Source organism: Legionella sp. km535 (assembly GCF_003990085.1).
Taxonomy (GTDB): domain Bacteria; phylum Pseudomonadota; class Gammaproteobacteria; order Legionellales; family Legionellaceae; genus Legionella; species Legionella moravica.
In genome coordinates, this window is sequence record NZ_RZGU01000007.1 from 149,544 (window position 1) to 160,429 (window position 10,886).

Genomic DNA, 10,886 nt, shown 5'->3' on the forward strand with positions numbered 1-10,886 from the left:
AGTGGTGAACTTAAGCTGGCATAACAACGTGTATAAATCAAATTAATTGAAATAAATGGGGAGAGACCTTGCTTTTTTTTGATACAATAAGCCAACAATAGTCTTAATTTGTCAGGAGCACAGTCCTATGCCAAAACTTTACTCACCGGAAGAACACCTGGCACATCCCTTGGCGCGGCTTATCCCAGAGATTGTATGGCATGGTTCGTACTTTATCGGCAGTGCCAAAGATGCTGAACTCCAGAGGGCGCAAGGCACTCTGGAGGAGGCATCAGCACCTCTTCAACCTAGAGAGCAACCGTTAAAATCCCTGCTCTGCATGCTTTATGGTCACCCCGATGCTACGACCGAACAAGCACTTCATGCTGCCCGAGCCATGGGATGCGATGATCAGACCATTTTCATCGCCGCCGCCTGTGCCGGACGCGAAGGCCTCCTTAGCACCCTTGGGCAGGCCATGGATCTGAATGTAATCAGGCATATAATTATGACTGATGACTATATACTGTATCGCATCACCGCAGGAAACGGCCATCTTCCTGCCCTTGAATATCTTGAAAGCCTAATGACCGACCAGCAAATGAAGACAGCATTGAAGGCAAGTGACTATGAGGCATATCGCCATGCCGCAGCAGAAGGCTACCGACAAATCCTTGATCACCTTGAGAACCGGATGACCAACCCGCAAAAAGAGGCAGCGTTGGAGGCTATTTACTACGGAGCATATACCTGTGCCGCAATGTACGGCAGGCTGGAAATCCTTGAATACCTTGAAAGCCGAATGACCAACCCGCAAAAAGAGGCGGCGTTGAAGGCTCAAGACTATTGCGCATATCGCGGTGCCGCAGAAAACGGCCAGCTGCACATCCTTGAATACCTTGAAGGCCGAATGACCAACCCGCAAAAAGAGGCGGCGCTAGAGGCTGGAGACTATTATGCGTATCAATGGGCCGCAGCAAACGGCCATCTACACATCCTTGAATACCTTGAAGGCCGAATGATCAACCAACAAATAGAGAAAGCGTGGCAGGCTAGTAACTTTTTTGCGTATTGCTGGGCCGCAGCAAACGGCCACAAGCATATCCTTATACATCTTGAAAGTTTGATGACCAACCCGCAAAAAGAGGCGGCTCTGGAGGCTAATGGTTATAATGCGTATCGCCAGGCCGCAGCATACAACCTTCCGCACATTCTTGAATACCTTGAGGAGCGAATGACCGATTCGCAAAAAGAGGCAGCGCAGCAGGCTTGTAACTGTTATGGATATACATATGCCGCAACACGGGGTCACCAGAACATCGTCGAGCACCTCTCGAAAACCCCCCGGGTTTTTGCCTATGCTGAGATGCACATTCACGAATACGGCGATCATGTACGCTCTTTTGCTCAGACCAAACTACAGGATTGGCAACAGGCGTCTGAGGCCTTCGCAGGCAGCAACCCCAATGGCGTGTTCAACCTTGACGAGAAAAGCTCACGACTGGCCTTTTACATCGCCCGCCACCTGATAAGGGAAAACACGGCAGCCTCTTCAGAGCAGCTGCGATTCCTGATGGGCATACCGGGTGTTGCATTCCTTGCGCATCAGGAAGTTACACCCAATGAGGCCAATGAGCTCCTGCGCCTTGCGCTCACATGCCAAAACCGGACGGCCGCTGACATCCTGCTGTCGCTGACACGGGTGCGCACGCTCGCAGAAGCTAACAACTATTATTTTCATGAGATGCAGGGACGTTTTGACCTGCGTGCCTTGGCCAGGGACAGAGAGTCATCCATGCGCGCCCTGGCTCCAGCTGAGCAGCAACGCATCCGGCGTCTCGATGCGTATTACGGTCCGGTCGTTCAATCCCGTGGGACCGATAACCTCCTTGAAGTGCTGCGAGAGTTCCTGCGGGAGCGCTACCGGGATAATCCGGCACAGATCACCGTCAACGACACCACAATCAACCTTCCTCTGAACTGGCAGGACTTTGAAAGCCTGGGTTTCGAAGGCGATTTGAGGGAGAAGGCTCTCAAAGCCTATTATGCTCATCCTGAGCATTCGGCCCTGCGCTGGCTCCTGCAACCCAACCCGTGGATGGCGGAAAATGCCGCCTACGTGGAGGGCACCCCTGGCGCGCACACGGCCTATTCCACCTTTGGCAATTACCGCGAGATGATTGCACTGTTTTGGCTTGCGGCCAGTGACGGGGACACACCGGCCACAGACGGACACACTCTCGTGGGGCGAATCGAGCATTTCATTCGCGAGCTCGCCCTCATTGAACGCGCCCACAATTGGGATCGTACCCGCCCTGTTCAGCGCGCCGACGGCACCTGGACGCTCGAAGAATATGATGACCTTGAAGGCGATAAACCCAGCTGCTTCTCGGGCGTCAAACGCCGCCTCTTTCAGTCCGTTATCGGGCATCCGCTGCTGCAGCCCTTCGGCAACGACATCCTTGATGCCGAACTGCGCGAATTTGCACGCCGTCACTTCGCAGACTGCATCACAGAAACGAGTAAACGGCTGCTTCTCAAGGCACAGAAGTCCATTGAGAATCTCGAACCATTAAGCGCAGACCAGTTCGAAGCTATGAAAAGCCTGAACATCCCCCCTGACGCTATATCTGCGTTCATTGACAGACTGCAGGAAAAGTACACAGACGAGTGGACACCCGCCTGCACGGAATATCTGCAGGCGAAACTCGCCCTCCCTTATAGCCAGGCCACGCACGTTAATTCCCTGTGGCTTTTAACCGATTTTTCGAACCTGCTACAATCCATAATGTTCGCATCAGCCACCTCTCCTTCTTCCGCGTCAGTGGGTTTCTTTGCCACGGGAGGCTCCGGTGCTGCATCCTCGAGCAGCGCAGGCGTAGCGGCGTTACGGGATAATGATACAGAACACAGGCAGTCTACGCTGTAGTAACGCTTTCATGCTGTGGGGGGTTAACTGACTACAGGGGGCCTATGGAAGGCCCACAAGTGTTCGTTTTAATTAGGGTCACTTCAGAAAACGGAAAATATAACACGCTAAGCTTGTGGTGAAACAGGAAATCATTATTGCTCATTCAGAAGTGCCATAAAAATATGATTTTCATATTTTCCATCAATGCAAACTCCATTTTTGTGAATCCCTTCCTTTTCAAATCCAAATTGCTCATAAAGCGCGATGGCTGATATATTTTTTTCACGTACTGTAAGTTCAATACGAGTCAATCCTTTTTCCTTGGCTTTTTGAAGAGCCGACTTTAATAATGCTTTCCCAATACCCTGACCTCGAAAAGGCGCTAGTACACCAATACCTAGTGAACCAATATGAGCAAAAACAGGGCGATCGAGTGCGCTGATATCACACCACCCAACTATTTTTCCATCAATTACTGCAATAACATGAGGCCAGTTACCATTAATATTTTGTAAAACGAAATCTTTTGTTGTATTAATTGGAGGACCTTCTAAAAAGGCCAAGTACTGCCGTTCCCGAGCAACGCTATCAACAGCAGACCAAAAGCCATCAATATGTTCTTCAGTTATAGGAATGATTTCAAAATTCATAAATGTTCGACTCCTAGATTTAATTATTTGATGCAGGGATCCAGCGGTATAAAGTGGGTACAGATACTCCAAGATTTTCAGCTACATCTCTAGGTAGTGAACCAGATGAGAGTAATTGTTTAGCAGATTCAATTTTGCTTTGAGTCATTTTTCGTCTCCGGCCACCAACTCTACCTTTGGCCTTGGCTGCAGCTTAGTTCTTTCCGCCTTTAATTTACGTTCCATTTGAGCTAGGCTTGCCATGACATGAAAAAAGAAGCGGCCTGCTGCTGTAGATGTATCAACATTATCGGTATTACTTTTAAAGTGGATTTCTTTTTGATTTAAAAAATTCACCAAATCAATTAACCCCTTAACAGTAAGACCTAAGCGGTCTAATTTCCAAACAACTAAAGTGTCATTTTTTCTCAATACCTCAATAGCCATAGTAAGACCCGGACGATTTGTCTTGGTTCCTAATATTTGATCTTGATATAGCTTTTTCACAACCAGTCTCTTTTAATGCTAAAAGCTGAAGCTCCAAGTTTTAATCGATTGTTGATACGCGTGCATAACCAACTAGCATAACAAAATCCTCTATTGTAAAACCCATCGCCCATTTTTTCTTACGGCATCGTGCATAGCGTCTGGCGCCAGATCAATTTCCCCAGGCCAAGTTAAAACCTCATATTCAAGATGAGCCTGATTAAATATATCTCTATCTTTAAGAGCTGCAAAAACTCCCGCATGATTACTCATTATTAATGAGCTCATTTCAACAAAACCATGTGTACCATCATTAAACTCAACCTCAAGTTCATAGTTAGGCAGTGGTTTTACTTTTGTTAGCCGCCATGGTGCAGCACTCACTATTCCAGGGGTGATATTTTCTTTGGTGACTGATTATATAGCAATAAGACTTTAGAGTTCTTGTTGGGTACATGAAATACTGCACTACCTTTTTCCTAAATGAAAACTATTTTTGAAATATTATGGATAAAAGATCTAACACCTTAATTTGGTCTTCCCTTTCAATTACGCCTAATTTTTTACAATACGAGTTCGATCAATGGATCTTAGTTGATCTAGCGCAATCTGCCCCTTTTTATCTTTAAATTTTGTCAATATTCTTGTTGGAAAATTGTCTTTAATTGTACTTATCATCGGTGCAATTATAACTGATTTTAGCCTGCTTAAATTCATTGAGTCTGGTGATATAATCACTGCTGGACGTGTTTTTTTTATTTCAGATCCAATTGTGGGATCGAGGTTTACTAAAAAAACATCAAACCTTTTTATTTTTACCACGTCCATTCATCCATATCGAAATCATTGCTTAGATTTAAATGAGTCTCATCACTACCATTATCTACAACAGCATTGAATTGCTCTAACCATCCTTCCTGCTGATTTTTGATTGGGATTAATGTAAGCACGCCCTTTTCGTCGGCTCTAATTTCCAATTCTTCTCCAGGATGTAAATGAGCTTCTTTAATGATAACTGAGGGAATTCGAATTCCGATTGAGTTTCCCCATTTCGTTAAAGTAACAGTAGACATGGCAACTCCCAATATGTATATACAAAGTATAATTACACAACATATATACATTTATTCAAGCATTTCGGGGCGGAAACGAATATCTTAGAATAATTTATTTTTATAAGAGGAAAATTAAGGGAGGTTACTTAGAGGGTCAGGCCTAGCTCTTTGCTAAAGGTATTACTATTGAGCAAAATACTATGAATACTATAATTCCATTAGGCCTGATTATCACAGTAATCAGACTTAGTAAACTCAATTTGAGGGCGGATTCAACTCGCTAATGCAACGCTCTTTTTATTATAGACTCTTTGCTAACATTAGCACTTCGTCTGCTGAATAAAGATCTTTAATGGTTGCTATTATCTGAGCTCCTAATGCTTTTTTATATAACGCTTGTGCATGATTATCGCTACGTGTAGAAATCAAGATTGATTTTAAAACAGAGTTATTATCTTTAACGGGTCGTGTGGAAGAAAGGCCAAAAGTGCCTAATCTGAGATAACGACCTAAATCAATGGAAAGATGATCAACTTTTTTACTACTTATCTATTTGCATTGCTAAATGTGGAAAGCCATCTTCTTCATAGATCTCTCCATGCACTTTAAACCCAAAGTTTTCATAAAATTGCTTTAAATAAGCCCGCGCAGAACATTGAATGCTAATTCTTGGAAAATTAATATCACAGTAAGCCAATAATTCTCCGATCAATTTTTTTCCATATCCTTTGGCACGAACAGTCCGTCCAGTAGCTACCCGACCAAATACAATATAATTTTCAATACTATCAGGAGGAAATAAACGAAGATAAGCTACCAATTGATCATTCTCCATACCTAATAAATGCAATGCAACAGCATCTTTTCCATCTGGATCAAGATAGGCACCGTCTTGTTCCACTACAAATACATCGGCACGTAATGCAAGAACAGCATAGAGCTGTTCAACAGTTAATTCAGAAAATTTATACCAATTAAAATGAATCATAAGATGCCTGTGCTCTATTTTTATTTAATATGAATATGCCGTCGTTTTAACCATTTATACAAAGTTGATGGGGAGCACTCAATTAGTTTAGCTGTAATGGCTCGTTTTTATAAACACGTCGGCTCGCAATCATCGCATTTTTCTGGACCAGATTAACTGCGAATATAATTTAACGCTGGCCCGCTTTAATTGCCACTATAAAATTTCTGGCCCAGATTAATTGCGAATGAGCCCAATTTATTTGCGACTATAATTTTCAACTAATGTGGCTCTTCATCATGTTAGATCTCTTTATTATGAAGGACTGCTCGAACATGTTGGTGTTTGTTCTAGCGACGCCTCAACTTTTTCTTTGTCATGAGAGAATAAGTGGTTACGGTTAAGCCTTGTTGGAGATGACTCACTTGAAGAGCTGGATAATCGTGCACTCATTTGTGTTAGTGCAAGCCCGATTAATTTTTCATTATCATAAATATAAGTATCTCGTTCTGTTATTTCTTTATCAGTTAAGTATGGAGCACATAGCTCTGGAAGGCTATTTAGAAAATAGTGATATGCAGTAGAGTGCTTCAATATGTACGGCCAAAAATTATCAATTATATATTTTGCAGGGAGATTGAATGGGGAGTCGATGTATATTTCTTGCGAATCTGTATATTTGCCATCAAATACTAGTCTAACAGAATATTTATTTTGAACGCTGTCAGGATGTTCAATCGCAAATTCCTCTTCGCCAGATTTAATTACTTTAAAATCAAACGCACCACAAACACTTACATATTTTATTGGTTTAGATTTTGCAAAACCTTCAAATTCAGCAAGATTTTTTGCAGTTGGCATTATGTCACTCCAATAAATGATCTCAAATTGGGCATTATATCTCACGTTTTAAGTTCTGTGTTATCGATTTTCACAAGCGTTTATAATAATCTTCCATTACATAGTGGTGCCACCAGAAAAACGCTCGTTTTTCTGGTGGTTAATATATATGGCAAAAAATGACTCTGATTGAACAAGATAACCCGTAGAGAAAATCAATGCCAACTGATAGGTAAATAATTTGGTTTCTTTGCTAACATACAAGCAGCATCACGGTTCTTGATGACTACGTTTTACTGAATTTTATGAAAATTATAGTCGCAAATAAATTGGGCTCATTGGCAATTAATTTGGGCCGGATTTTATATAGACACAATTAAAGAGAGCCAAGGACGAATTTCGTTCGCATTTAATTTGGGCCAGTTTTGTGCTCTGATTGTGGGCCGATGTGTTTATGATTGCGAGCCACAACATCTAGTAAGCTAATATTCATTGTTGAACCTGCCATCCAGTTTCAAATACATCAATTTGAATACTAAGCTTGTAACAATTAATTGCTAACTCAGTGGTTGGGATGGTTTATTACATTGGAGCCGGATAGAGTAAAATGCATAAAAATATACTTGACTACAATGCGGAATCGTTTTAAATTCCTGCCTCATTACCCGGTAGGTCAATTGGTAGCTAAAGATTGTTAATCATTAGGTCGTGGTTCAAGCCCGTCCCGGGAAGTAAAGTCCAGTAAGGGCTTTAGTAAAATCAAAATTTGTTCTCAACCTTTCGGGGTGCACTTCGGGGTACACTTATCGAAAAGTGAGTCATAGTTAATGGATAATACATGACCACAACTCAAAAAAATAAGCTTAGAAATTTGAACATATATTCCTGGTCACTTCTTATTGCATTTATTAGTGCAGCATATGCGATGAATTACCACACAGCGAATATTTCTCTTACAGACTTTTTTCAAACACTCCCTTTAATTATTATTGCAGTCTATTGCTGTGAAAAATTAGCACCGCTGATCAATCAACCTGAGAGCGATCTAAAAAAGTCTAAATTATTTGCACGAGATTTATTTATATTAAGCTTTAGCTTTTTATTCGCTTGCCTCATCTCATTAATAATTTCATATAATAATAGTGATGTTAAAGGCTGGTGGTCGCTGATTATTTATTTCATTACTATATATGGTTTGTTATTTTCTATATGTTTCTCAGCGATAGCTCTTTTAATAAAAAATCATAAAAGATATACACTAATTTTTTCACTTGTAATCATAGCATTAATTTCAATGGGACAACTTCTTCCTCATTACACATTCATTCCATTGGTGGGAAATATTGAAACTTTCTATATGACAACCTGCTCATTGCTAATATTTCATTATTTATTTGTTATTGGTTACAAAATAATTAGGACATTTCAATCTGAAAAGACAAGCGGTACGCAACAATAAGTTTAATAAAACATGGAGCTGTAAATGAAAAATAAAAAGATACTCGCAGTAGGATTAAGTATTGCATTAGTCGCTATAACCCCGCCATTACACGCCAAGAAAACTTTCCCATCTGACATTTTAGGTAGAGATTTAAATTACCCTGGTATGGGATGGTTGGGGCATGTTGGTATTGCTACAGGACCAATGTCAGATCCTAGTGGAATGTCAACGCCTGCCGAACGAGTAATAGAAGTACTAAATGAATCTGTAATTGGCCAGATTAATACTATAGATGATTTTAAAAGACGCTCTCCTTATTGGGGTAGTAAATATGGAGTTATTCGCAACCCTGACCAAGGTTATAGAGTATTGGTTGAAGCTAATCATCAACGTTGGTGGGTTAGGGAGTACACTAGCAATACTGATTACAGAATTGCGCAGGGAAATCCAAAGACAGGAGAAATATTCATAACAGGTCGTTGGCGATGCGACACTTATGCCTGGTGGGCTTATTACAGCCAGGGAGTAGATACCATGCCTGGTCACGTATGGCTACCAAGGAATATGTTTAATTTTTTCCCTTATTATAATAATGAGAGATTAATTGCCGACTCATCCGAAGCGTCGGTGAATGATGTAACAAATAAATCTTTAGATGATGTAAGTGCTGAAAATCTTAATGAAATGACCTTCGAAGAATTTCAAACGGTAATCGACACCTCCTTAAAGGCTCCAACAAACTATGTTGCTCCTATGTCAGCGTATATGCGGTTTGCTTACGACAATAGCCTTAGCGATGTTAAACGAGGTGCTATGATTGATAAAATTACGTCAAAGGTCAGTGACGTAGATTTGGTTCCAAAATTAATAAGATTATATGATGAGACGGAACGTGAAGAGGTAAAAAATAAAATAGTCAGCGGCCTTATGTTTCATGTTCAAGGAGACTTAAGAGAACATCCAAACGTTAGAGATAAAGAGTTATTGAGAGTTTTTTTTCACAGACTAATAGGTGAAAAGCTTAATCAACGTTGCGCTGACTGGGCTACAATGGGATTTATTGACACCCACACAGCAGATGAAACGTTACAAAATCTGGATAAGATAGATACTCAATTGGCAGTTGCAACTCATCCGGCCTCAATTACCCTTAAATACAAGTTAATTCATAAATCAAAGGAATTGCAATCTATTTATGTCCAGTCCATTGTGGATGAACTGCGTGAGGCAAATAATTCGGACTTAGACAGCTACTTTTTTGGGCCTCTGGCTATCGGTTATCAAGGAACCGGAAAGAATTTGCTAGAGCCAGACTCCAAGCAAATCGTTATTAAGTATTTGAATGAAGTTCGCTACAAATATACCTCAAAAGGCATTAAAGATAATCCGGAAGATTTTCACCGTGGCACTACCGCTCCTTATTATTTTGAATTAATTAAAAATATGGGTATTTGAATTTTTTGGACTCATTTTGAGCAACTAAACGAACACTAAGATAATTAAGGAGCGCATAAAAACTACCGTTTAATCGGCGGAATTTATAATTTTTGCTATTAACTTCTTGGTTCCGCCCCTATGAACTCTGGAATTCGCTGGGGGCATACTCGATTGATTTAGATGAATTAGCTGCTAATCAATCGAGTCTGATCCCATTGATATTGTGAATTCTAGTGAAGTTGAGCAACCACTGCATGTCACATCCCAATAACTACTTTGGATTAGGTCTTTCTATAGGCCTGTACATATTGATTTTTGTACTCATTTATTTTGCCAATCAAAAGGTTTTTAAAGTTCCAGAAGAGGAAATAAAATATCCAACCCTTTTGACCAACTTCAAGCAAGCGATCCAGATTGGGTTGGTTTAGAATTTTTTAACTTGATTTAAAGACTGTTTTACTAAATATTATTTAAATATCAATGCCTTAAGTCTGATTATCACGATTACTAGACTTAGTAAATCAATAATTAGCTTTCCTCACTAGAACTGAGATCAAACTGATTAAATTATTGCCATCTCTTGTACAAATAAAATCCTGTAAATTTATTACAGGGTATATAATTTATACCGATCTTGAAGTGAATACTCCTTAACAATTAAGTTGTAATAACTAGCAAGCCACTCATATTTCTTTCTAACTTCTATTTCTTTGTGACACAGTGAATTATCTATAATTCCTTGAATCCTATTAAGATTTAAGAATAATATTTTTTCATTATGAATATTGGGCATATTAATAAATGGCTGGAGAAAATCATAAAAATACTGATGATCTTCGATATCCTTTTTAAATGTTTTTCTATATCCAATACTTCCATGAATTGACACTGGCATACCTGTAATAACTTCAGATATTGTTAACTCTCGTACTAAGTTATTATCCAATATGATACGCGGGGGTTTATATTTTTCATGAAGACAATATGCGTCAACTAGACCCGGGCCAAAAATAACATCATTGACGTGGTTTAATAGATTTGACCACCCCAGTTAAGAGATAATGCACTTAACTGGAGAAAGTAATGACGATAAGAAAGAAATACCCCAAAGAATTTAAACTGGATGCAATTAGTCTCGTTT

At 40.3% G+C, this 10,886-nt stretch carries 10 protein-coding genes and 1 pseudogene; 4 read left to right on the plus strand and 7 right to left on the minus strand.

The window, feature by feature from the left end:
- The first annotated feature begins 127 nt into the window (after positions 1 to 127).
- The gene (locus ELY21_RS06140) at positions 128 to 2,908 is read left to right on the plus strand and encodes an ankyrin repeat domain-containing protein (RefSeq protein WP_127107842.1); all 2,781 of its coding nucleotides are present in this window, start codon (positions 128 to 130) and stop codon (positions 2,906 to 2,908) included.
- A 134-nt stretch (positions 2,909 to 3,042) separates the two neighbouring features.
- Here ELY21_RS06140 and ELY21_RS06145 read toward each other — a convergent pair whose 3' ends face one another.
- The 7 genes and pseudogenes from ELY21_RS06145 to ELY21_RS06175 all read right to left on the minus strand — a co-directional run bounded on the left by ELY21_RS06145 (position 3,043) and on the right by ELY21_RS06175 (position 6,888).
- Positions 3,043 to 3,540, minus strand: coding sequence for a GNAT family N-acetyltransferase (locus ELY21_RS06145; RefSeq protein ID WP_127107844.1), 498 nt, complete (start codon positions 3,538 to 3,540; stop codon positions 3,043 to 3,045).
- Positions 3,541 to 3,559: 19 nt separating this feature from the next.
- Positions 3,560 to 4,063: pseudogene (locus ELY21_RS06150) on the minus strand (recombinase family protein).
- Positions 4,064 to 4,116: 53 nt separating this feature from the next.
- Complete coding sequence (locus ELY21_RS06155; RefSeq protein WP_199741650.1) at positions 4,117 to 4,389, minus strand: DUF2442 domain-containing protein; 273 nt, start codon at positions 4,387 to 4,389, stop codon at positions 4,117 to 4,119.
- Between the two features lie 171 nt (positions 4,390 to 4,560).
- Entirely contained in the window at positions 4,561 to 4,827 is a 267-nt protein-coding gene (locus ELY21_RS06160; RefSeq protein ID WP_199741651.1) for a type II toxin-antitoxin system PemK/MazF family toxin, read from the minus strand.
- Positions 4,821 to 5,078, minus strand: a complete 258-nt coding sequence (locus tag ELY21_RS06165) for an AbrB/MazE/SpoVT family DNA-binding domain-containing protein (protein ID WP_127107846.1) — start codon at positions 5,076 to 5,078, stop codon at positions 4,821 to 4,823. Before ELY21_RS06165 ends, ELY21_RS06160 begins: the two co-directional genes overlap by 7 nt.
- A gap of 523 nt (positions 5,079 to 5,601) precedes the next feature.
- Positions 5,602 to 6,048, minus strand: coding sequence for a GNAT family N-acetyltransferase (locus tag ELY21_RS06170; RefSeq protein WP_127107848.1), 447 nt, complete (start codon positions 6,046 to 6,048; stop codon positions 5,602 to 5,604).
- Positions 6,049 to 6,342: 294 nt separating this feature from the next.
- Positions 6,343 to 6,888 carry a hypothetical protein gene (locus tag ELY21_RS06175; protein WP_127107850.1) on the minus strand — a complete coding sequence of 182 codons (546 nt, stop codon included), beginning with the start codon at positions 6,886 to 6,888 and terminating at the stop codon, positions 6,343 to 6,345.
- Positions 6,889 to 7,705: 817 nt separating this feature from the next.
- Between ELY21_RS06175 and ELY21_RS06185 the strand changes: the two genes are divergently transcribed.
- From ELY21_RS06185 to ELY21_RS15580, 3 genes are all read left to right on the plus strand, one after another.
- Complete coding sequence (locus ELY21_RS06185) at positions 7,706 to 8,326, plus strand: hypothetical protein (protein ID WP_127107852.1); 621 nt, start codon at positions 7,706 to 7,708, stop codon at positions 8,324 to 8,326.
- Between the two features lie 24 nt (positions 8,327 to 8,350).
- A complete protein-coding gene (locus tag ELY21_RS06190; RefSeq protein WP_127107854.1) occupies positions 8,351 to 9,763 on the plus strand; it encodes a hypothetical protein in 1,413 nt (470 codons plus the stop codon).
- 236 nt (positions 9,764 to 9,999) lie between these two features.
- Complete coding sequence (locus tag ELY21_RS15580; RefSeq protein ID WP_158618524.1) at positions 10,000 to 10,173, plus strand: hypothetical protein; 174 nt, start codon at positions 10,000 to 10,002, stop codon at positions 10,171 to 10,173.
- Positions 10,174 to 10,886 lie beyond the last annotated feature (713 nt).

Excerpts from the sequence above, each read along its gene's own strand:
- ELY21_RS06170 (WP_127107848.1), bottom strand. The coding sequence starts at position 6,048 with ATGATTCATTTTAATTGGTATAAATTTTCTGAATTAACTGTTGAACAG.
- ELY21_RS06185 (WP_127107852.1), top strand. The coding sequence starts at position 7,706 with ATGACCACAACTCAAAAAAATAAGCTTAGAAATTTGAACATATATTCC.
- ELY21_RS06145 (WP_127107844.1), bottom strand. The coding sequence starts at position 3,540 with ATGAATTTTGAAATCATTCCTATAACTGAAGAACATATTGATGGCTTT.
- ELY21_RS06165 (WP_127107846.1), bottom strand. The coding sequence starts at position 5,078 with ATGTCTACTGTTACTTTAACGAAATGGGGAAACTCAATCGGAATTCGA.
- ELY21_RS06175 (WP_127107850.1), bottom strand. The coding sequence starts at position 6,888 with ATGCCAACTGCAAAAAATCTTGCTGAATTTGAAGGTTTTGCAAAATCT.
- ELY21_RS15580 (WP_158618524.1), top strand. The coding sequence starts at position 10,000 with ATGTCACATCCCAATAACTACTTTGGATTAGGTCTTTCTATAGGCCTG.
- ELY21_RS06190 (WP_127107854.1), top strand. The coding sequence starts at position 8,351 with ATGAAAAATAAAAAGATACTCGCAGTAGGATTAAGTATTGCATTAGTC.
- ELY21_RS06140 (WP_127107842.1), top strand. The coding sequence starts at position 128 with ATGCCAAAACTTTACTCACCGGAAGAACACCTGGCACATCCCTTGGCG.